We start from the raw sequence: 22628 nt of genomic DNA, 5'->3' as shown, positions 1-22628 counted from the left end.
AATGATTAAGAATAAATAGAACAAAACCCTGTTCAGTTAGGGTTTTGTTTTTAGGTTAGTAGAACCTCTTTCCTTACAACCAGCGTAGAAATCACAAGCTACGGCGCATTCAATAGACGTTTGTTTCATGTTCTCTTTTTCCCACAGACACCATACGTTAATAACAAATGGAAATTATGGGAGGAGAACTATGGCATACGAGAAAATTTCGGTTTGGCAAGAGCATCACTTTTGGCTTGAGATACTAGAAGACCATGCTCATTTTATCCATGACTATTTGTCAGCCTTTGAGAAAAAATTTGTCGATACGGCATTGCAATACATCAAAGCATTTAATAAATTAAGACAGCACTTATGTACCATTAACCAGAGCCTTTCAGAAGACTCCGCTGAAATGATTCAGTTAGCTAAACAAATTAATCCAGTAGCCTTGGGCTATTATCAATTTGAAGGACAATTACAACGTTTACGAATTGTTAATAGAGTAAACTTAAATCTATCTCCTTCTTATTTAAACGGGACGTTAAGTGAGAACCAGGAATACCTTCGTCAATTATCCTTTTACATGCAAGGAAAAGAACCTCCAATCCTACCACTCGTTGACTTATTAGATCTATGGTTGGAGGATCAATTAGGCCATTCTGCTTTATTAATACAAATATTAGATGCAGTAGAACTTCCACTACTCCAACAAGCAGAACATTTCAAGAACGTGTTTTCTGCGCATATAATCAAAAATGATGCGATCAAAGGTTATTTGCGTTTTATTAAACCCGGGTTCTCTGTGCAAAATCACTTTGCCAAAGAAGTTGCTGAATCTGTGTTGGGTCTAAATCAACTCGTTTTAAAAGTGCTCAAGCTTTATGTCGACGATGAGGTATTAAACCAAGCTACATTACGTTTTATCGAACACCATTTTCCTGAAGCCTGTTACTTTCTACGAAAATTAACCTATTATACTCCAGATCTAAATATACCTCCATGCTCACTTAGCAAACCTTCTTTTAGAAAATCCATGGTCGATTCTAAAGAAACAAGTCATAAAGATTAGTTTTTTTGAATTTTTAGGACAACACCCTATACCTTTCTCCTTACCTTTGAATTTACTAGTTATATAAGAGGATCGATATAATAGGTGAGGAGAATATGAGTATGAGTATGTCAGATTTGCAACTGTTTCCATCTAAAATTAGTGGAACAAAAAAGGACAGGAAAGAGATCCCAAAGAGTGTAGAAATGGTAAAGGCTTCCCGGATGTGGGACCTTGGATACAAGGGCAGAGGTGTTGTTGTGGCTGTATTAGATACCGGTTGTCAACATACACACCCCGATTTACGAGAACGAGTGATTGATGGACGGAATTTCACATCAGATTACAATGGGAACCCAAAAATATTTTTGGATAATCATTATCACGGAACTCATGTGTCAGGAACAATTGCTGCAAGTTTAAACGGTACAGGTGTTGTTGGTGTAGCACCAGAGGCAAGTTTACTTATATTAAAAGTTATCAGGGGAAATGGAACAAGTTCGTATGAAAGTGTAATTAAAGGAATTAAATACGCAACTGATTGGAGAGGGCCAGAAGGTGAACGAGTGAGGGTCATCTCTCTTTCTCTTGGTGGAGGTATTGACGATCCAAGACTGCATCGTGTTATTAAACGAGCGGTGGAAAATGATATACTCGTCGTCTGTGCCGCAGGAAACCTTGGAGATGGAAAAGGCTACACATTTGAGAGAACTTATCCGAGCTATTATCCCGAGGTTGTTTGTGTCGGTGCAGTGACAGAAGATAAGAAGCCGGCGGGTTTCACGAATACAAACGATGAAATTGATTTAGTAGCACCAGGAGTAAACATTCTTTCAACATACACAGATAATAAATACGCTGTACTAACAGGTACTTCAATGGCAACACCTCATGTGTCAGGGGCAGCCGCTCTACTTATCGAAGGGTATGAAACCAAACTAAAGCGAACCCTAACTGAACCTGAGATTTATAGGTTACTTGTAAACAATACCGAAAATCTTAGTTACAATCGAAATTCTGTTGGTTCGGGTTTATTAGACTTATCAAAAGGAATTACAAAAAAGAAGCAGAACTAGTAGTATACAGAGGAAACCCTATAGGCTAGCCCGTGTTGCTGGCCTTTTATATTATAAGTTTATATGTTCCTGCATATGGATTGGGAACCGAATCAGGGAGGGAAAAATGTCAAAATCAATCGCAGTTGCCGTTATACATGGTGCTGGTATCCAAAGGGACGACTTCGCAGAAATTTTAATTGAAAACCTGCAGAAATCCTTAAAAAAACGATTGGAAAAAGAGGATTACCAATATACAGGCGAAGAGTTTATTTTCCAACCCGTTTATTGGGGAAAAGTGTTCAATGCTCGAGAAAGCGAACTCTGGGAGAACATGCAAAAAGGGGGAAACCTTGACTTTAAACGATTAAGAAAGTTTTTTATTGAATTTCTTGGTGATGCCGTTGCTTATCAGCCAACGAAAAAGGGTTATCAAAATTACGAACGAGTCCATGAAATTTATAATAAGACATTGAAAGAACTTAGCCAAAAAGCTGGTGAAAAGGCACCTTTAGCTGTAATTGGACATAGTCTTGGCTCTGTTATTACAAGCAACTTTTTCTATGATTTACAAGAACGCCCTAACCAGATGAGGTACTTAACTGAGATGCTAGAGAATGCTACACCACTTGAACGTGGTGATACCCTTGCTCAGTTTATATCATTAGGCTCTCCATTGGCGCTATGGAGTTTGCGCTATGCTTCCTTCGACCGTCCCATTCAGGTCCCGGCACCAGAGTTTTCAAATGTTTATCCGAATGGTAAGGGCTCTTGGATTAATATTTATGATCGTGATGATATTTTAGCTTTCCCAATGCGAACGTTAAGTGATGCATATGAATCGGCTGTTAAAGAAGATATAGAAATGAATGTTGGCAACGTGTTAACGAGCTGGAATCCGGCCTCTCATCTTGGGTACGTTAAGGACAAAGATATTCTCGACCTCCTGACAGATCAACTTATACAACTCTGGTCATCCGTCAATGATCTCTAACCAATTGAGGTGATAGACTAGCATTGAGTGAAATTGTATTCTTTTTAATTTACGAGAATACCTTTTATAATGGACATAACTTGGAAGGAGTGGTAAAGATGATTCATACAATTCAAGATACAACAACATTACATAACGGTGTAAAAATGCCATGGTTAGGCTTCGGTGTTTTTAAGGTAGATGAAGGAACAGAAGTTATTCAATCAGTTAAGTGGGCACTTGAGGCAGGTTATAAAAGCATTGACACAGCAGCAATCTACAAAAATGAAGAGGGTAGCAATGGAAAAATTGTATAAGGAAGGTAAGGTTAAAGCAATTGGTGTTAGTAATTTTCAAATTCATCACCTGAAGGATTTAATGAATAACGCTCAAATTAAGCCTATGGTCAATCAAGTTGAATTTCATCCGAGCCTGACTCAGAAAGAACTCCTCGCATTCTGTAAGGAGGAACACATCCAATTAGAAGCATGGTCACCATTAATGCACGGCAAGCTCCTTGACCATACGATTCTAAAAAAGATTGGAAATAAGTACGGCAAATCACCGGCCCAAGTCATTTTACGTTGGGACCTTCAAAACGGAGTGGTGACCATTCCAAAGTCAGTAAACGAGGCACGTATTAAAGAAAACGCTAACCTTTTTGACTTTGAGTTATCAGAAGAAGAAATGTCGATAATTAATGCTTTGAATCAGGACGAACGATTTGGACCTGATCCGGATAACTTTGATTTCTAATGACTGATTTTCATGTAGAAATAATAAGAAAGGTCGTTTTCGATGATTCATATCTTAATTGCTGATGATGATGCTCATATACGTGAACTTTTAAGGCATTACCTTCAAGAAGAGGGCTATATTATATTTGAGGCAACTGATGGGGTGGAGGCTTCATCTTGCCTTGCAAAACACCAGATTCATTTAGCAGTTGTAGATATTATGATGCCTAATAAAGACGGCTATCAGCTATGTGAAGAGATTAGAAAGTATTATGATTTTCCGATCATCCTATTAACAGCCAAGGACCAGCTTAAGGATAAGGAAAAAGGGTTCTCGCTTGGAACCGATGATTATGTAACCAAACCATTCGAACCAAAAGAACTATTGTTTCGAATTAAAGCATTACTTCGTAGATTCCAAATGGTAAATGCGGACACAATAAAGATAAATGAAACGGTTATTGATCGAAAAAGCTATGAAGTTCATTGTAATGGAAGCCTTCTGTTGCTTCCAATGAAAGAGTTTGAATTATTGTCTCAACTCGCGAGTTATCCAGATCGGATTTTCACTCGTGAAGAGCTTATCGTACTCATCTGGGGATCTGATTATCATGGTGATGATCGTACGGTAGATGTACATATTAAAAGATTGCGTGAACGCTTTTCTAAACGTACCGATGATTTTTCGATCAAAACGGTTCGAGGAATTGGTTATAAATTGGAGGCTGCAGAGCGGTGAAAACTCTTTATTTACGTATCGTTATGACGACGATTCTAGTAATGTTCGTAAGCAGCATCATTGCCTTTATCCTTTCGAATGCCTATTATCAATACAGTTTAAAACCATATAATGACAAGAAAATAACTGAGATGACTGAAGATATAGTGACCTTTTACGAAAATAATCCTGAAATTAATTTAAAAGGTTATTTAGAAAATACCGCTGAACTCGGTTATCAGATTTATCTTGTTGATAATCAAGGAAGGGACGCTTTTTATGGTGGGGAATTTGGAAATAAAGAGATCCACCCAAAAGTTGTACAGGATGTTCTAGGTGGACAAACCTACCACGGGATTGCTGAATTTCCGTCAAAAGTCTTTATTACCGGCTTTTTCGATAATCAGCTCATAAATACAATTGGGATGCCAATAAACGTTGGCGGGGAGTCTTATGCATTATTTGTACGGCCAAATATTGAACTCCAATTTAGTGAAATGCGAATCTTTTTCTCAATCCTTCTTTTACTAACGATTTTATTAAGCATTTTGCTTGTGCTAATCAGCACTCGTTACATTGTAAAACCAATTGTAAAGCTTACGGAAGCGACTAAAAAAATTGCAGAAGGGAAGTATTTAATTCATCTGAATGTGAAACGCCGCGATGAGATTGGAAAGCTTGCTAGCCATTTTTCACAAATGGCGAAAAATATAGCGCAGCTTGAAGAAATGCGTCAAGAATTCGTTTCAAACGTTTCTCATGAAATACAATCTCCTCTGGCGTCGATCCAAGGATTTTCCCAGACGTTGCAAACAGAAAAATTATCTCCGGAGCAACGGGATCATTATTTATCCATTATTGAGTATGAAAGCAGACGGATGTCACTGTTAAGCAAACAACTGTTAACGCTTGCTTCACTTGATAAAGAGGAGGATATACTGGAGAAAAGCTCATTCGATGTGGCTGAACAAATTAAACAAGTGTTCGTTATGACGGAATGGAGTTGGAGAGACAAAGATCTCGCAATTGAGATGGATCTGCCTTCTACCTTCATTTATGCGGATCAGAAGTTACTCCACCAAGTATGGACAAACCTTCTGACAAATAGCATTAAATTCACGGATAATGGTGGGTCCATTTCAATTCATCTCCGTAAAGATGAGAAAGAGTTCCGGGTTACGTTTAAGGATAATGGAATGGGCATTTCGCAACAAGACCTTCCCAATATTTTTACCCGCTTCTATAAAGCAGACAAATCCAGAAATCGAAAAGAAGGAAGTAGCGGATTAGGACTGGCAATTACTAAAAAAATTGTAGAGATGCACGATGGGCAGATTCATGTTGAAAGTCAATTAGGTGTTGGAACCACTTTCCATATTCATCTTCCTAGAATGTAACGTCCCGATCAAATCACTTTAATAATAAAATAAATAGGGATGTTTTTATTAAACATCCCTCCCTAATCTTATTACGGGCTTCATATAGTATCCAATAATGTTTTAACCCGGCTACTATTTTACTGGTTCATAAAACTTTGATAAAGAAAACCCTCGTCCAAGGATTTCAGAAGCATTGAGAAATACAACAAAGGAATCAGGTTCTTGCTCCTTCAGAACCTTTTTCAAATAAATGGCTTCCTGTTGTTCAACAACACAAAGTATCATTGTTTTTTCCTTGTTAGCATAGCCACCGATTGAGCGTATTTTTGTAAGTCCTCGATCAATTTCATCTTTAATTATCGTCTGAATGAGATCTTCCTTTTCAGTAATAATGAGGACAAGTTTCGATGGCGAGGTTTGTAACTGGACAAAATCAATCACTTTACTTGTAACATAAATCGACATCATCGCATATAAAGCAAGCTCTAGGTTAAAGACGATTGCGGAGCTGACAACAACAAGTCCATCTACGATTAACTGGGAAAATCCGCTGGATAAGCCTGTGTACTTTTTTAAAAGCTGTCCAATCATGGCTGTCCCACCAGTCGAGCCCTTTCCTCGATAAACAATCCCAAGTCCTACCCCTAATAGTATCCCTCCATAAATAGCAGCTAGTAAAGGGTTATCAATTTTGGAAGGAATATCAGCACTGAGCCAGATCGTGAATGGTACAAAAAAGGTTCCTACTAAAGTCTTTAAACTGAAATCTTTGCCGAGGAGAACAACCCCAACAATAAATAGTGGTATGTTTATAACCCATTGTGTATATGCGGGATTGAACTGATATAACTCATATAAGATGGTACTTATACCTGAAACGCCGCCTGCAGCAAGCTTAGCTGGCAATAGAAAGATATTAAATGATAAACCAATTAGTGCAGAACCGATAATAATTGAAAAGTATTCAATAAATAACTTTGTATGGTGTGAAGATCGCGTCATTTGTAATCCCTATCCTTTCTTTATTGAGACTTTACTATACTAACATAAGCTTCAACAAAATATGAACGACTCTCTTAGCTAAGTATAAAGAGTACTTATGAAAAATGTCATTAAGTTCATTAGAAGGTCCTGTTCCCAATTGAACCGGACCTTCTAATAGACTTACCGTTGTTTATCCGCTACTGTTATACTCCCCTTTAAATAATTTGTAATCCTTCGTTCATGTTCGGTTCATATTTCAATTGTAGACTCTAATTATTAAGAAGAATTGGAGGCAATAAGATGAATATCGCTTGGAAGGAAATCAAAAAAAATAAAGTGCGTTTTATGATTTTAGGATCGATCATATTTTTAGTTAGTTTTTTAACATTTATTATTTCAGGGCTATCGAATGGCTTATCTCAAGATAATGCAGCACTAATTAAAGATCTGCCAGATGGTCATATTTATATGAATTCAGACGCAGAAGAAACGTATAATGCATCTAAAATTGATGAAAACCTTCAATCGAAAATTTTAGGTGATAATAAAGAAGCAACAGCTTTTTCAATACAAATGGGCTTTGTAACCGATAACAGTGATACACAACATAGTGTTGCCTTTGTAACATCTACTGGGTCAAATTTGTTTGAAAACGTTGGTAAAGGAGAGGTGATCGTAGACAGCTCATTAAAAGAAGAAGGTATAAAGGTTGGAGATAAGTTAACGAACAATCAATTTAGTGGTGCATTTATAGTAAAAGGTTTTGTAGACAAAAAGACATTTAGTCACGCACCAGTTGCTTATATCAATACGGAAAATTACAAAGAGATTTACAGAGTGAGTGAGATGCAATTACTTTTTATCCCCGGTGAAGATAAGGCTCAATCATTTTCAGGGCTACAGTCTTTTTCTAATAAAAAGTTTCTGAATACAATACCAAGTTACAGCGCGGAACAACTATCATTAAATATGATTACATGGTTTTTGGTTGTCATTAGCGGGATGTTATTTGCAATATTCTTCTACATGATGAATGTTCAAAAAATTGGATTGTATGGAATATTAAAAGCCATCGGATTTAAAACCATTTCCTTATTTGTGATGATGTGGTACCAAATGATTTTCATTACCTTAATCGCTCTTGGAATATCTGCTGCATTAAGTCAAGGCTTTGCAGTTATAGCTCCTAAAGGATTACCTTTTGATTTAACTACTGAGGCAAGTATTCAATTGACATTCATTTTTATAACGATAGGATTTGTTGGAGCTACACTTTCAGGTATTCAAATTAAGAAGGTTGAACCATTACAAGCGATTCAGCAAGGAGTGGTTTAGTATGTCATTATTTCAAATTGTTGAGGTTAAAAAGACATTTAAGAACGGGGAAGTGGATGAGCAAGTTCTAAAAGGTATTAATCTGACACTGAAGGAAGGAGAAATAACAGCATTAGTAGGTGCATCAGGGTCTGGCAAAAGTACGATTCTTACGATATCAGCGGGACTTCAACGTGCATCGGAGGGTCGACTTGTTTTCGAAGGTAAAAATCTAAATGAAATGAATCAAGAACAAATTAGAAAAATTAGAGCAAGGCAGTTTGGTTTCATTTTTCAATCCTCTCATCTTGTTCCCTTTCTTACTGTTCAAGACCAGCTCATGGTAATGCTTAACGTTTCTGAAACAAAACTTAAAAAACATGAACAAAAAGAAGAAGTAGAAAAATTGCTCAAAATAGTAGATATGTATCACCGAAAAGAGGCTTATCCACCTTCTTTATCAGGAGGAGAAAAGCAAAGAGTAGCTATTGCTAGAGCGTTAATACACAAACCGAAAATATTGTTTGCAGATGAGCCAACTGCAAGCTTAGACTCACGCAGAACGAAGGATGTGATGACGTTAATTAGAGAACTAACAAGAACAATGGATATCACAACGCTGATGGTAACCCATGATGAAGAAATGCTTTCATATGCTGATCAAATCGTAACAATGAAAGATGGTTTAATTCAGTAGATTTAGTGTATAAGAGAGTGATAATGTGGATAAAATGTAAACACTTATTTTTATGGAAGGTAAACGTGAGAAAATGTGTTATACTACAAACTGATTATCGTTCATTTATTACAATATCTTGAATAAAGGAGAAGATTAAATGGTTTTATTAACAAACACTACTCACATTCATATAACTTCGTGGGTAATAACAATTCTATTATTCTTAATCGCATTTGGAAAACCATCAAAAGGGGTTCATATGGTACTTCGTCTGTTCTATGTCCTCGTTTTCATTACGGGAATCGCGCTGTTTATTACTTACAACGGTATGAATCCGGCATTATACGGTATTAAAATGGTGGCTGGAATAATTACGATTGGTCTAATGGAGGTAACACTTGTTCGTAAAAAGAAAGGAAAAGGAACGGGCGGTATCTTAATTAGTGCAATTGTTCTTCTTATCATTACAATTTATTTAGGGTTTGATTTACCAGTCGGATTCTAAACAAATATAATCTCCCTGTTTCATTCACTCATTACCTATAACCGGGATACTGCCACAGCATAATCTTACTGTGGCAGTTTTTTTACACGTTAAGAAAGTATAAAAATACTTTCTTAACGTGTAAAAAATACAGTTGTATTTATTCAGTTTGAAAGATAAAGGGTGTCAGTTCAAACCGCATCCCGAGTTTGTTAAAGTCAAAGTTCATTACTCAATCAAATAGGTGGTTAAAGGACAAACTCATAATTTCGTACTTTGCAACAAGGGCAATATATCACTTTTAAAAAAGGTGTTTTTATTGACAAAATATTTATTTGTGCTATAATTGATTGCTAACATATTTATGTGTATAATAAGATTCTCCTGGCCGGGGGAATCTTATTTTTTTGTGTGGGAGGATAATTGTATGAAGCAAAATGAGTCCAGTTTAACTTCCTTAATATCAGCTTTTGGTCGAGCCTATCACAGTAAATATGACACACCAAAAATTTACGATGATTTTATTGCAAAAGATCTAATTTCCCAAAAAGAGTTTTCAGACATCAGAGAGAATATGGTTCAAGGAATACATTTTTTCAACAAAGATATTGCTCAAAGGTTTCAAGATGATCCAGATGAAGTTTTAAAATGGATTACACAAGTCCAGCTTTCTCCAACGCCCTTAGGACGTGCTGCGTATTGCGAAAAAGTATTACTTAATGAAGTTATGTTAGGATTAAAACAGTATGTCATACTTGGAGCTGGGTTAGATACCTTTTGTTTCCGACATCCAGAATTGAAAAACAGCTTAGAAATATTTGAAATTGATTATCCAGCTACACAGGAATTTAAAAAGAAAAGGTTGGATAATGCTAATTTTAAAATTCCGAGTAATCTTCATTTTATTTCGATGGACTTCACCAAAAAGTTTTCTTATCCAAATCTAATAGATAAAGGGTTTGATAACAAAAAAACTTTCTTTAGCCTTTTGGGTGTTTCTTATTATTTAACTAAAGAGGAAAATTCAAGCTTGATAAATAATTTATTTGCCAAAGTCCCATCAGGAAGTTCTATAGTTTTGGATTATGCAGACGAGAAACTCTTTGAAGAAAAAGGAATGTCTAATAGAGTTGAAAATATGGTGAAAATGGCTTCAGCAAGTGGAGAACCAATGAAATCGTGTTTCACTTATTATGAAATCGAGAATATGTTAGAAAAATCAGGCTTACTAATTTATGAACATTTATCACCAGCTACGATAAATGACCTTTTCTTTAGTAATCGGACGGATTATTTGTCTGCATTCGAAGCAATTCATTATATCCATGCTATAAAAAAATAATGTTTCAGTTAATAACAAACTTGCCTCTCAATCTATCGCTAAGGATTGGGAGGTTGTTTATTATTTTTGCTTAGCTTATACGAATCGTTAGGTTACAAAAAAATATTCGTGGCTTTCATTACCATTATTATTTTTAGACTAAAACGTTTTAGGTTTGTAATTCTTTACCAAGATACCATATCAATACCTTGATGATCCAAGATTTATTATAGGAAGAGAAATGGTGTGATTTGATAGAAAGAGAAGAGTTAGAAGTCGAAGTGACAAAGAAGCGGAAATCAATATGAGATTATCCATCGTTTGAACTGACAAAATGTTAAGACTCACTATACATGGGACAAGAATAATAACAATCCTTGATCACTAACGGTTGAAGGTTTTTAATTGAACAATACGAGCTAATATCAGCTTTTTGTTTATTCAAGAAAAGAGCGCATTTATTTAGTAAAGAATGCGCTCTTTTGTATTGGGCCATATAGTTGAACATCAAGAGAGAAACGAATAGAAAAAAAGTGAAGTTAAATTTACGATTGTGTTTTTAAATGTAACGGCAATAATAATGCAATCATTGAACATTCTAATCCTCTTATATACTCTTTTACAAAATATTATTCCTGTACTAAGTTATAAAAAAATTAGGTGATCGGAATGGACCAAACTTTTTACATAGTATAGTTTTTTGACTACATGAGACCACTGACATACTGTTGTCAGGTTTAGTCGTTTATAATAGCTATAGGAACAGCAGCTAGAAATTACCCGGCGACCCAAATAATTGAACTAGATAAATTCTTGATTAAACTATATTTTTTACTCGTTGATTGTTAATTTGTAAAGGTAAAACTATTATCCTTGGCTTTTCGATGATCTGTTTGGAAAAACTGATTAATTGCTATCAAAAAAGCTTTTGCACTTGCCTTGATGATATCCGTATCCATCCCTCGACCTGAATAGGATTGATCATCTTTTTTGACTTTTACAATCACTTCTCCTATCGCATCTTTCTCGATATTTTTCGAGCGAATGGAATAATCCTGCAGCTGGAATTGAGTACCAATTAACCGTTCAATTCCATTATAAAGAGCATCAATGACACCATTTCCTCGTATAGTCGTACGTGAAGGGTTTTGTTTTTCATCGATAAGCTCAATCGTTACCTCGGTTTGTTCATCTGGATAAGAAATCACTAAGTCTGATAGTTCATATCGGGTCTTATGATTAATAAATTCTTGATTGATTAGTTTATGAATATCGTCATCAATCACATATTTCTTTTGATCAATCACATTTTTAAAGTTTTCAAAAGCATTCGCAAGTTCTTCTTGAGTTAAATCATAACCCAAGTACTCTATCTTCTTTTTAAGAGCATGTCGTCCGGAATGTTTTCCAAGCACAATGGTACTTGAGGAAACACCAACCGTTTCCGGTCTAATGATTTCATATGTTGACGACTCTTTTAATACGCCATCCTGATGAATGCCAGATTCATGTGAAAAAGCATGATCACCAACAATGGCTTTATTTGGTTGAACCATCATACCAGTATACTGACTTACAAGTCTGCTTGTATGATAGATTTCATTCAACACCAAGTTCGATTTTGCTTGATAGATATCCTGTTTTGTTTCAAGAGCTAATGCTACTTCCTCAATAGCTGTATTTCCTGCTCTTTCCCCTATACCATTGATGGTTCCCTCAATTTGATCAACACCTGCATAAACAGCAGCCAGTGTATTTGCAGTGGCCATGCCTAGATCATTATGACAGTGGGTACTTAATAAAACATTGTCAATAGAGGGGACATTCTCTCTCACTTTCCTAAACATATCTCCAAATGTTTCAGGAGATGCGTATCCAACTGTGTCTGGTAAATTAATTACAGTTGCACCAGCCTGAATCGCTCGATCAACGACTCGATATATGAAGTCTAGTTCTGTTCTACTTGCATCTTCTAAGGAAAATTCAATCTCCGAAAAATAATTTTTCCCGTATTTAATAGCCATTTCAGCAGCTTCAATCACTTGCTCTTTTGTCATATTTAGTTTATATTTGCGATGTATGGGTGAAGTCGCGAGAACAATATGCAAGCAAGGTGTTGCAGCACCTTTTAATGCTTCTCTTGCGGCTTCAACATCTGTTTTATGAGCTCTTGCTAATACTGCAATACTCGTGTTGCGAACAGCTTTTGATATAGCTTGAACATTGACGATTTCTCCTAGCGATGACGCTGGGAATCCAGCCTCGATTCGATCTACTCCTAATTTCTCAAGCTGCAGTGCGATAGAAACCTTTTCTTCAGTGGTAAGATGGACCCCTGGGGATTGTTCACCATCCCTCAAAGTGGTGTCAAACATATGAATCTTCCTCATCTTCCTTCCTCCTTTAAATTTTCTTGAAATAAAAAAAACTCCATGCCAGACCGCCTGTATATTGATACAAGGGACGACAGGAGTTTATTCCCAACGTGGTACCACCCAATTTCACTTCTTACTCTGCATAAGAAGCCTTAATTCATGCCTTTAACGCAGGTCAGACGGATTTTCTTACTTATTGTTGTTCAGAAAACCAGTTAAAAGGTGAGTCGAGAACAGATTATCCCAATACTCTCAGCATACATATTGGTCTCTGTATGATAATTGCTGCTATCTTAATCCTTCTCATCACTGTTGACTTTATTTTATATAACACCATATCTGCTTTTATAAAAAATGTCAACAAAAACTATTAACTTTTCTGAAATTTAAGTAATGTACGTGTGAGTTCCTGAAAACCGAAAAAACCTCTTATATTTTTTCGATGTAGGGTATTTGGAAACGATTATCATCCTATCCGAGGTACACACAGAAAGTAAAACAAAACCAGACTAGCATTCAAGGTCCGATGTAATTGGTTTATTAATTAAACTCACTCTCATTCTGTATTGTTGATCGGAAGCTTACAGAAGCCACCAAATCTTTCAGTGTAGTACTCTTGGTTGGTGTGATATTTTTTACACGTTAAGAAAGTATAAAAATACTTTCTATAGTATAAGCGCAACTAAGGCGAACGCCAGCGCTAAGGCTTGGCGAACGCCAATTTTTCTTTACTTTAATAAAGTATAAAACAAGGGCCTTTAGGGACTAAGACGATCACCTGCGCTAAGGCTTAGGACCAACTAAGTTTTCTTTAGATTTTAGAGACAGTGAGACTTTTTGACTAGAAACCTTCCATTTCGGGACTACGATTATCGACATCATTCGACCTCTGATGGGAAATAACCCATTTATTCAAGTAACCTTTCAGTAAAAGTTATCCACAGCCGCGGATTTCTCTGTGTACAACATCGATAAAAAACATATTCCATATTGACCATTCGGTCAATATGGAATATAATACAACTGACTACATGGTCAATATAAGGAGGTAATCGGATTGAAAGCAATCGAAATGCATAACCTCACGAAATACTACGGAAAGCATAGGGCTGTTTCCAATCTTAACTTCACCGTCAATGAGGGTGAAGTTTATGGATTTATTGGTCCGAATGGTGCAGGAAAAAGTACGACAATTCGAACATTAGTTAATTTTATTTTCCCAACAGATGGATCTGCAAAAATATTTGGTAAGGATATTATTTCTGAATCGACGGCAATTAAACAGGAAGTTGGCTATCTACCATCTGAGGTCCACTACTATGAGAATATGAAAGTCAAAGAACTGCTAAACTATTCTTCTGGTTTTTATAAAAATAAAGTGAACAAGAAGCGAATCAAGGAACTTTCGGATCGTTTGGAATTAGATCTTAATAAAAAATTTGAGGACTTATCATTTGGAAATCGAAAGAAAGTTGGGATCGTTCAAGCACTATTACACGAACCGCGTCTTCTCATTATGGATGAACCAACTGGTGGCCTTGATCCGTTAATGCAACACACTTTTTTTGATTTGCTCCTTGAAGAGAAGAAGAAGGGGGTTACGATTTTCTTTTCTTCTCATATTTTGAGTGAGGTTCAAAAGATGTGTGATCGAGTCGCCATTATTAAAGAGGGCCAATTAATCGCCAATGATACGATGGAGAACTTGACGAAAAATCAATTCAAAAATGTAACAGTTCTATTGCAGGATCAACAGACCCTTAACCTGTCTCTCGATGGAATTATTCGTCAAGAACAACTCGGTCAAACGTTGAAACTCCTATATCGCGGAGACGTTCATACATTCGTTGATGAAATCAATCGACAGACTTATCGCGATCTGTTAATTGAGGAACCTTCGCTAGATGAGATTTTCATGCACTTTTATGAAAACAGAGAGAATGGGGGAGAAAAGAATGATTTTTAAACAGGAATTCAAATGGAACCTTCGTTCACTATTGATTTGGTCCTTCATTATCGGCGGATTAACTTTTCTGATGATGCAAATTTATCCTGATTTTGCTAAACAGCAAGATAGTATGAAAGCCTTAATGGAAGCCTATCCTGAAGGAATAAAAAAAGCATTTAGTATGGATAAAATAAGTATGGGAACTGTTCTGGGATTTTACGCAATTGAAGGATACATGCTAATCACACTAATAGGTAGTATTTATGTCGTCTTACTGGCAGGTAATATGCTTGCAAAAGAAGAAAGCGAGAAGACAATCGAATTTCTGCTTTCCAAACCGATCTCAAGAACGTCAATGATCTTTCAAAAAATTATTGTAGTGGTGTTAAATATTATTTTATTTAACGTAATCGTATCATTGATTACCCTATCTGGGTTCTTAATGGTCGATGATGGAACGTTTGATCTTAGTACGTATATGCTTATTTCAATCGCACCAATCTTACTGCATCTAACGTTCGCAGCGATCGCCTTTCTATTATCAAGCATCCTTAAAAAAGGGCGTCAAATCCTTTCTGTTACGGTTGGCCTTGTGTTTATCACCTACTTTTTCCAAATTATTGCAAGTGTAGCCGATTCATTAGAGAGCTTAAAATATCTTAGTCCGTTTGCGTATGTAGATGCGGCTGACATTATTATTGATGGATCACTGAAAGGGTTGTATATTATCATTATGGTTGCGGTTATGCTGATTAGTACACTATTTACTTTTATGTATTACCGTAAGAAGGATATTGCAGTGTGAGGCGGGATTTGAATAAATGAACAGCGCATTTGATAAGTTACCAGATGAGAAAAAACAACGTATATTAAACATTTGTTTAGAAGAATTTGCTATGAATGGCTATGAAAACACATCCACTAATCAGATTATCAAGCGAGCAGGAATTTCAAAGGGATTGTTATTTCACTATTTTAAGAATAAAAAAGGGTTATTTATGTATCTTGTAGACCATTCTACTCGTGTTATCTCTGATAATGTCTACAAAAAAATAAGTACTATCGAACAAACTGATTTTTTTGAAAGGATTAAACAGATAACGGTCATTAAAATGAATCTCTGTTTGATATACCCAAATGAGTATCAAATTATAATGAAGGGATTTATAGATACCCCGAAAGATCTTCAAGAAGATATGAATCATCTTTATAAGAAGATTTATGAGGATGTTTATGAGGCGAACGATAAGTACTTGTTTGCGTATTTAAAGGATGAGGATTTACGACCCGGATTGACTAGGAAGTTTGTCCTTGATTATACATTGAATGTAATGGATCAATTAAATCGAAGTCTTCTACAAGCATATAAAGGTAAGGAGCAAGAACTGTTAATAAATCCACAGCCTTTTCTAGATCAACTTAACCAATATTTTGATGTTATTCAGCATGGAGTATACCAATCGTAATTTGAACAATTTACCTAGTACAATAAAATTTTGATGCAGAGAGGCAATGTCTAGCTCCAGCGCCCAGCCACTCGGATCACTTCAGTCCCCTTCCGGCGGCAACAGCCTCCTCAGTGGCCTTCCAGTGACCTTCTTGGCTACCCAGGGCGCTTGCGCTTTTCTTTATAGAGATGGAGGTTGAAATGAAAGCACTTGCCAAGAACTTTTTAAATGGGATTGTAACCGTGGTGCCAATTATTTTAGTCATGTATGTGGTCATTAAAGTCTTTGAATTCTTGGACAGCATACTTGGAAACACGTTTCGAGGATTCTTGAAAGAGGATTATGTTCCGGGGCTAGGTCTGCTCGCCTCGTTAATATTGATTACCGTTCTAGGGTGGTTATCCAAACAGTATCTAAGTGGAAAAATTGTTGAACTCGTAGATAAGTTTTTGGACCGAATTCCAATTATTAAAAGCCTTTATTCAGTTATAAAGGATACAATCCAATCGTTTCTTGGGGAAAAGAAGTCCTTTTCAAAGGTTGTTCTCGTGTTTATACCAGGAACAAATATGAAATCGATCGGTTTTGTTACCTCTGAGGACGTCCATCAACTTGCAGATCCACTTGCTGGTCATATTGCCGTTTACATGCCACAGACATTTCAGGTTGCTGGATTTACTTTTCTTATCCCAAAAGAAGAAGTAGAAATTCTTGATGTGAAACCGGAGGAAGCAATGAAATTCGTCTTGTCCGGTGGTATGACTGTCAAGCAACGTTCCAATACTGAGTCAGTGTTTAAAAAAAGTTAATACGATAAAGAGAAAACCCGGCTACCACCAGCCTTAGCATAAGTACTAACCGTAGATGCACTTATACTAAGAAGGATCTTTATATACTTAACGTGCAAGTACAACATGTTTACAATTCCTCTAAAACGGTAACAGTATAGTACTATACTGTTGGAGGAATTAATTATGGTTACTGTAAGAGACCGAAACATCATTGAACTCTGCCTCGCCTGTAAAGAGCATTGTGAACGATATTTAAATGAAGGTGTGACTATGTATCCTAAACTTTCTACCGTTTGTACTCAGTTACTAACGGAGTGTTCAGAAATTTGTTCTTACACCGCAAATGCATTGAAACGGGAAACACCTTTTTCACAAGAGATTTGCCATTTATGTGAGCTAATTTGTGAAGCATGTGGAAATGAATGTTCTGTACAAATCGATTTAACTAATATGTCAAAAAGTGCTGATTTATTTTACGAGCTTGCTGAAAACTGTCGATATCGATTTGTATAATTCGCGAAAAGAGCCTTTTTCCGGGCTCTTAAGTGTTTATAAATCATGCTGGTTCCAGTTTATTTTCGTTTTCCTTTTCGGGTCGGATTAACGTAAATACAACAATAACGGCAATTAAACTAAGACCCATCATTCCAAAGAATATAAATTCTCTACCAGTATTTAAAGTAGCTGCTACAACTGGCGGACCAAGGGCAACACCAACGTATCTCATACTGCTATAAACGCATGTAACCGTTCCACGTTCTTCTTTATCTATGCCTTCCGTAATCATTGCATCTAATGCAGGAAGAATTATTCCAATTCCAATACCAGCAATAAACAGTGCTGATAACAAAGAATAAATGCCATCTGAGAACCCAATCCAACCAAGGTTTACTGTCACAAGAATTAAACCAGCAGCGATAATCCCTTTCATCAATTTTTTGTTATCTCCAACCTTTTTTCCTGTTATATAAGAAGCAATGGATAATGACAGAAGCGGGATCGCTAGTACAAGCCCCTTAATAACACCCTCCATACCATATTTCTGTTCCAATTGTTCAGATAGAAAAAATAAAATTCCAAATAAAATAAACATCGAAAAAATGCCTAAAAAGAAAGTAGCAACCAACCATTTACCTTCACGGACGGCTATTTCTTTTACACCTGAAACAAACTCTTTGATCGTTTGCTTCTCTTGATTACTTTTCTTAGGTGTCTTAACCAAAAAGAAGACAAGGAAAGCAGAACTTAAACATAAAACCGGAATTGCAAAGAATGGCATGTACCAGATAACAATTGCGAGTATTGATCCTAAAATAGGACTTAATACTTTCCCAAAAGTATTAAATGATTCAACGATACCGAGCCCTTGACTAATTTGCTTATCATCATTATACATATCTCCAATTAAAGGAAGAACAACAGGTGCAGCTCCTGCCGAACCAAATCCTTGAATTACTCGACCGATTAGTATCCATTTAAATGGGTCGTCTACTTGCCATGATGCCCATCCTGCGACAGCCCCACCTATTCCTGCGATGAGGAGACCCGGGATAATCACGATTTTTCGACCATATCGATCGGACAGAAATCCTGCGATCGGGATAAAGACAATGGCTACTGCGGAAAAAAGAGTAATGATCATACTAACTTGAAGTTCACTCAGATCTAATTCCTTTTCGATGGTTGGTAAGATCGGGATAAGCATAGAATTTCCGAGGGTCATTACTAACGGTATAAGTGCTAGCGAGAGGAGAGCAAATTTATTTTTCTGGTCCACTTTATCCACTTTCCTTTCATCGATCATTCGTGTAGTAGTATTCGATGAAAGAAAGTAAATCATACATGTTAGAGATAGCTTTTAGGTTTATACCAAGTATCGTTATTATGTACTGCTTCAGCTTAAGTAATCTAATTTATCTAACATTTAACATTAAAAAGTAGTATGATATTTATATGCTCTGAATGAACAGATAAAGTTCTGGGTGAAAACTTAGGCGGTTTAAACAGGCGACACTTTTATTGAATTATTGAACGAAAAGGTATGGGTTGGAGGTGGAGATTATGGAAAAAATGGTGATGTTAGCGGGACATGCAAAGCTTCCACAAGGAATGTCAGCGAGCGAAATACATCAAACATTAACAATTACCATTGAAGTAGATCGAAAATATTGGGTTATTCTTGACGCTTCATGCACGTTAACAACGGGTCATGCTCAGAATTTCATTAGTAAGTTGTTGAAAGGATATAGCTTTTTGGATGGATTAGATCCCATTATTCATACGATTGAAAAACACTATCACGGCAAAGCTCAATCAGCATTAATTGCGGCAGTTAAAGATGCGTACAAGCAATTTAGTTTGATTACTTAAGAAAAGCAGAAGCGCCCTGTTCAGGTACGATAAAGAAAACTTGGTAAACGCCAAGCATTTCAGGCGATCACCTTAGTTACACTTATGCTTGTGAGTGCAAGCGCTGGAGATTCTGCAACAGAACACGCCTTTTGTGTTTGTGGAAGAATCGAAGCGACCTCGAGTAGCTGGGCGCTGGAGCTAGACATCGAATAAACAATTCGTAATTTTCGAAATAAATATTGACAAACTGAAAAAATATTACTAAAATTATTATTATAAATTACCCGTAGGTAGGAAACCCCTTCCGCGTCAAGTAATGATTATTAACTAAATTAATGAATAACTGTTAAGTCTATCGGACTTCCTTTCAAGAAGCCATAATTAGACTAGTAGCGAGTTCTATCATTTCACATTGGAATGGTATAACTGGCTATTTTTATTGTTTTTTAAAAAAAGGAGGAAGAAAAATGAGTGTTGTTAAAGAAGTTGTAAAGTCGTTAGTAGGGGGAAAGGAGACATTTGAGGTCAAAAACCACCCACATCATCATCGTCTGTATCATCTTGAAATCAATAATGATTCGTTGTATACGTTTTTGTCAGAGAATAGACATGTAAATGCACAACAGCTGGAGTATGTGCCTTATATGAGGTTAGCTTTGTCACAATCCCTGGAAAAGATACTCGGTAAACGATTTTCAGAAACGGTTCGTGCTATTTTACATGATCGGGATTCAGGTGGTTTTACAGTTGGTATGCAGTACCAAACTGAGGATTATGATGACTACATTAAATTTGCGACAGCTCTTGCACATTTGCTCGGCGGCGTTAATTTTGACGCCATGTCAGGCACATATTATGCACGATTTACAGTAAAAGATACAGACGAAAGTGATTCTTATTTAAGACAGGCCTATCGTCGCTTTACTCTTCATACGGATGGTACTTTTGTAAATGAACCCACAGATTGGTTGTTAATGATGAAGTTTGCAGAAGAAAATGCAATAGGTGGAGAATCTCGACTGTTGCATTTAGACGATTGGGAAGACTTAGAACATTATTCAACCCATCCACTTGCAACATGTCGTATCGAATACAAAGCCCCATCCAGCAAAAATGTTGAACAAACCGTCTACAACCAGACTTTTTTTGAACAAAACGGAAAGCCCTGTATTTGCTTTATTGATCAATTTGCTAATCCATCTACAATGGAGCAAGCGACATATTTAAAAGATCTTTCAGAATCCATGGAAAACAGTAAGCATACAATTGATCTTCCTTTACCTGTTGGAGATCTTGTCATGGTGAATAATATGTTTTGGCTACATGGAAGAGCAGCTTTCGAGAAAAGTCCAGACCTACATCGCGAATTACTTAGACAAAGAGGATACTTTGCCAAAGTGTAATTAATTCCGGTGATCCGAACAACTGAAAGAAAAAGAATATTTGTACTCATTAAGGTTTGAGAAAAGATAATTGAGGAATTAGGCCGATCATCGATGCTTAGATTCGGAAAAGATCGGCCTTCTTTTATGAATAGAATTTTTAAAATACTTGACGACTTGTAGTCTATATTGTCTTTTTGGAAAGTCCTGTTTGAATAGAGTAACGTTTTTGCAAGTGACGAAGCCGAAAGTACAAGGTGATGGCACCACAAAGCAAACCAGAACTTAACCCGATCCAATACCCAAATGGTCCTAACGAGCTGTAATTTGCTAATACGTATCCAAGCGGCAAACCAACAACCCAGTACGAAATTAACGCCATAATGAGTGTAATATTTACATCTTTATAACCACGCAAGGCGCCTTGTATCGGTGCAGCAATCGCATCCGATAACTGAAAGAAAATCGCATAAATCAAGAAATGTGCGGTTAGTTCCAACACTGCGTTGTCCTTTGTATATAAACCTGCAATTGGTTCACTAAACAAAATCAAAATGCCCGCAGACAATAAAGAAATTAACACAGCAATTGTAATTCCAAGTGTACTATATTGCCGAGCATCCTCAATTCGCTTTGCACCAACTTCAAAACCTACCGTAATTGTCAATGCCATCGAGATACTTAATGGAATCATATAAAGCATAGATGCAAAGTTAATTGCTGCTTGATGTGCCGCAATTGTTGTTGTATTATATTCACTCATTAATAATGTTACCGCTGCAAAAATACTTACCTCAAAAAAGATCGCAAAACCTATTGGAATTCCTATTTTCAAAAGCTCTTTCCAAGATGATAAAGATACCCGGTACCATTTTTGAAAAATACGAAAGAGAGAGAACGGTTCATGTCGAGCTACAACAAAGATCGTAATGATTAAAATAAACCAATACGTTATCGAAGATGCATATCCTGCACCCACACCCCCAAGTTCTGGTAATCCCCATTTTCCGAATATCAATAAATAGTTAAACACTACATTAATCGGTAATGATAATAGCGTTATTACCATGGTTGTGCGGGTTTCTCCTAAAGCATCAATGAAGCACCGTAATACTGTATACAGAAATAAGGGCAGAACTCCAAAAGATAGGGCGAACAAATAACGGAAAGCTACAGTTTCTACTTTATTATCTAATTCCATAGCACCTAATATTGGGCCTAGAACAACCGAACCAATTACAATCACAACTATTGAAAGAAAGATAGATAAATACACAGCTTGCACGACAGAATACGGGACCTTTTTCCGCTGATCCCCGCCAACTAACTGTGAAACAATCGGTGTCAATGCCATCAGTATACCACTCAAACCTGTAAATACCGGAACCCATAGGCTCGAGCCAATCGCTACACCTGCTAAATCTTCTGGACTCGCTTGCCCGCTCATTAATGTATCAAAGAAACTCATTGAATATAAACCGACCTGTGTAACGACAATTGGAAATAAAATAAGTAAAAATTGTTTTAACTTTTGCCTTGTTGTGTTTGTTTTGTACATTTTCTAACCTCATCATTTAAACGTAATTTTGTAATTATATCACACAACTATGCTTTATAAGCGTACTATTTTGTTCTCTACTTAATGAGAACTATAATAG

At 36.4% G+C, this 22628-nt stretch carries 20 protein-coding genes, 1 pseudogene and 1 other annotated feature; of the genes and pseudogenes, 17 read left to right on the top strand and 4 right to left on the bottom strand.

Annotated elements, in window-relative coordinates; genetic code table 11:
- Window positions 1-190 precede the first annotated feature (190 nt).
- The 6 genes and pseudogenes from NON16_RS03450 to NON16_RS03425 all read left to right on the top strand — a co-directional run bounded on the left by NON16_RS03450 (window position 191) and on the right by NON16_RS03425 (window position 5910).
- On the top strand, window positions 191-1051 hold the full coding sequence (locus tag NON16_RS03450; protein ID WP_257347114.1) for a DUF2935 domain-containing protein: 861 nt from the start codon (window positions 191-193) through the stop codon (window positions 1049-1051).
- 101 nt (window positions 1052-1152) lie between these two features.
- Window positions 1153-2106 (top strand): S8 family peptidase, encoded by a 954-nt coding sequence (locus NON16_RS03445; RefSeq protein ID WP_372508729.1) that lies wholly within the window; start codon window positions 1153-1155, stop codon window positions 2104-2106.
- Between the two features lie 106 nt (window positions 2107-2212).
- Complete coding sequence (locus NON16_RS03440) at window positions 2213-3079, top strand: chemotaxis protein (protein WP_257347110.1); 867 nt, start codon at window positions 2213-2215, stop codon at window positions 3077-3079.
- A 98-nt stretch (window positions 3080-3177) separates the two neighbouring features.
- A pseudogene (locus NON16_RS03435) lies at window positions 3178-3814 on the top strand (aldo/keto reductase).
- 42 nt (window positions 3815-3856) lie between these two features.
- Window positions 3857-4534: a response regulator transcription factor gene (locus tag NON16_RS03430; protein ID WP_257347108.1), complete on the top strand. Its 678-nt coding sequence runs from the start codon at window positions 3857-3859 to the stop codon at window positions 4532-4534.
- On the top strand, window positions 4531-5910 hold the full coding sequence (locus tag NON16_RS03425) for a sensor histidine kinase (protein WP_257347106.1): 1380 nt from the start codon (window positions 4531-4533) through the stop codon (window positions 5908-5910). Before NON16_RS03430 ends, NON16_RS03425 begins: the two co-directional genes overlap by 4 nt.
- 114 nt (window positions 5911-6024) lie before the next feature.
- On the opposite strand, the gene NON16_RS03420 is transcribed toward NON16_RS03425, so the two are convergent.
- Window positions 6025-6894, bottom strand: coding sequence for a YitT family protein (locus tag NON16_RS03420; protein ID WP_257347105.1), 870 nt, complete (start codon window positions 6892-6894; stop codon window positions 6025-6027).
- Between the two features lie 282 nt (window positions 6895-7176).
- Here NON16_RS03420 and NON16_RS03415 point away from each other — a divergent pair, with 282 nt between their 5' ends.
- The 4 genes from NON16_RS03415 (at window position 7177) to NON16_RS03400 (ending at window position 10695) form a co-directional block, all read left to right on the top strand.
- The gene (locus tag NON16_RS03415; RefSeq protein WP_257347103.1) at window positions 7177-8211 is read left to right on the top strand and encodes an ABC transporter permease; all 1035 of its coding nucleotides are present in this window, start codon (window positions 7177-7179) and stop codon (window positions 8209-8211) included.
- 1 nt (window position 8212) lies between these two features.
- The gene (locus tag NON16_RS03410; RefSeq protein ID WP_257347101.1) at window positions 8213-8887 is read left to right on the top strand and encodes an ABC transporter ATP-binding protein; all 675 of its coding nucleotides are present in this window, start codon (window positions 8213-8215) and stop codon (window positions 8885-8887) included.
- A 139-nt stretch (window positions 8888-9026) separates the two neighbouring features.
- The gene (locus tag NON16_RS03405) at window positions 9027-9374 is read left to right on the top strand and encodes a DUF1516 family protein (RefSeq protein WP_257347099.1); all 348 of its coding nucleotides are present in this window, start codon (window positions 9027-9029) and stop codon (window positions 9372-9374) included.
- Between the two features lie 406 nt (window positions 9375-9780).
- Window positions 9781-10695 (top strand): class I SAM-dependent methyltransferase, encoded by a 915-nt coding sequence (locus NON16_RS03400; RefSeq protein ID WP_257347097.1) that lies wholly within the window; start codon window positions 9781-9783, stop codon window positions 10693-10695.
- An 824-nt stretch (window positions 10696-11519) separates the two neighbouring features.
- On the opposite strand, the gene NON16_RS03395 is transcribed toward NON16_RS03400, so the two are convergent.
- Entirely contained in the window at window positions 11520-13064 is a 1545-nt protein-coding gene (locus NON16_RS03395; RefSeq protein ID WP_257347095.1) for a 2-isopropylmalate synthase, read from the bottom strand.
- A 66-nt stretch (window positions 13065-13130) separates the two neighbouring features.
- Window positions 13131-13365 (bottom strand) — a binding site (T-box leader).
- A gap of 741 nt (window positions 13366-14106) precedes the next feature.
- Here NON16_RS03395 and NON16_RS03390 point away from each other — a divergent pair.
- The 5 genes from NON16_RS03390 (at window position 14107) to NON16_RS03370 (ending at window position 17749) form a co-directional block, all read left to right on the top strand.
- The gene (locus NON16_RS03390) at window positions 14107-15015 is read left to right on the top strand and encodes an ABC transporter ATP-binding protein (RefSeq protein ID WP_257347093.1); all 909 of its coding nucleotides are present in this window, start codon (window positions 14107-14109) and stop codon (window positions 15013-15015) included.
- Entirely contained in the window at window positions 15005-15802 is a 798-nt protein-coding gene (locus NON16_RS03385; RefSeq protein ID WP_257347091.1) for an ABC transporter permease, read from the top strand. The genes NON16_RS03390 and NON16_RS03385 overlap by 11 nt, the downstream gene beginning before the upstream one ends.
- A 16-nt stretch (window positions 15803-15818) precedes the next feature.
- Window positions 15819-16463 carry a TetR/AcrR family transcriptional regulator gene (locus tag NON16_RS03380; protein WP_257347089.1) on the top strand — a complete coding sequence of 215 codons (645 nt, stop codon included), beginning with the start codon at window positions 15819-15821 and terminating at the stop codon, window positions 16461-16463.
- 182 nt (window positions 16464-16645) lie between these two features.
- Entirely contained in the window at window positions 16646-17254 is a 609-nt protein-coding gene (locus NON16_RS03375; protein ID WP_257347088.1) for a DUF502 domain-containing protein, read from the top strand.
- Between the two features lie 165 nt (window positions 17255-17419).
- Entirely contained in the window at window positions 17420-17749 is a 330-nt protein-coding gene (locus NON16_RS03370; protein ID WP_257347087.1) for a four-helix bundle copper-binding protein, read from the top strand.
- Window positions 17750-17792: 43 nt separating this feature from the next.
- Here the strand turns inward: NON16_RS03370 and NON16_RS03365 are convergent, their stop codons facing one another.
- Window positions 17793-19013: an MFS transporter gene (locus NON16_RS03365; RefSeq protein ID WP_308216571.1), complete on the bottom strand. Its 1221-nt coding sequence runs from the start codon at window positions 19011-19013 to the stop codon at window positions 17793-17795.
- Window positions 19014-19297: 284 nt separating this feature from the next.
- Here NON16_RS03365 and NON16_RS03360 point away from each other — a divergent pair, with 284 nt between their 5' ends.
- Window positions 19298-19606 (top strand): DUF3870 domain-containing protein, encoded by a 309-nt coding sequence (locus NON16_RS03360; RefSeq protein ID WP_257347083.1) that lies wholly within the window; start codon window positions 19298-19300, stop codon window positions 19604-19606.
- A 449-nt stretch (window positions 19607-20055) separates the two neighbouring features.
- Window positions 20056-20991 (top strand): glutarate dioxygenase GlaH, encoded by a 936-nt coding sequence (glaH, locus tag NON16_RS03355; protein WP_257347081.1) that lies wholly within the window; start codon window positions 20056-20058, stop codon window positions 20989-20991.
- Window positions 20992-21154: 163 nt separating this feature from the next.
- On the opposite strand, the gene NON16_RS03350 is transcribed toward glaH, so the two are convergent.
- The gene (locus tag NON16_RS03350; protein ID WP_257347080.1) at window positions 21155-22528 is read right to left on the bottom strand and encodes an MATE family efflux transporter; all 1374 of its coding nucleotides are present in this window, start codon (window positions 22526-22528) and stop codon (window positions 21155-21157) included.
- Window positions 22529-22628: the final 100 nt, after the last annotated feature.

It is taken from the genome of Pseudalkalibacillus decolorationis (genome assembly GCF_024609785.1).
In the GTDB taxonomy this organism is placed as follows: domain Bacteria; phylum Bacillota; class Bacilli; order Bacillales; family Fictibacillaceae; genus Pseudalkalibacillus; species Pseudalkalibacillus decolorationis.
The sequence above is the reverse complement of the archived record's forward strand: the minus strand, read 5'-3'. Positions and strand labels throughout refer to the sequence as shown.